The sequence below is a fragment of the Comamonas sp. B-9 genome, assembly GCF_000410635.1.
Taxonomy (GTDB): domain Bacteria; phylum Pseudomonadota; class Gammaproteobacteria; order Burkholderiales; family Burkholderiaceae_C; genus Comamonas.
Genome location: NZ_KE148622.1, coordinates 1 through 384, shown reverse-complemented (window position 1 = coordinate 384; position 384 = coordinate 1). Strand labels below are relative to the sequence as shown.

Below are 384 nucleotides of genomic sequence, written 5' to 3'. Positions count from 1 at the left end.
GAACCATTACATTTCTTCAAACAACAGCCCGGGATTGTCGCGCAGACTGCGCTCGCTCCAGCGGGAATCGGGGACGGCCTGGGCCGTGGCATGGCGGGCACGCCCAAACAAGGGGCCTTCGCTGCCCGCTTGGGCCACCAAGGTGACGCTGGCGGGCAGCTGGCGTGCGCAGCCTTTGCTGCAGCCCGAGACATGCAGGTGGGCGCCCTCGGGCACATGGGGGGCCAGGGCCAGCGCCAGATCCTGCGTGGGGGCCAAGGCTTGGCGGCAACCAGGCGCGCCGCTGCAGGCCGAAACGCGCAGCCGCGCATCTTGCGCATCGCAGATCCAGTGGTCGTGCTCGGCCAAGCCCGCCCCTGGCATGCCCTGGGGCGCAAGGCCTTC

General features: G+C 69.8%; 1 pseudogene. It reads right to left on the bottom strand.

Annotated elements, in window-relative coordinates:
• Positions 1-6: 6 nt before the first annotated feature.
• Positions 7-384 (bottom strand): annotated as a pseudogene (locus H928_RS28455) (precorrin-3B synthase); the annotation flags it as partial.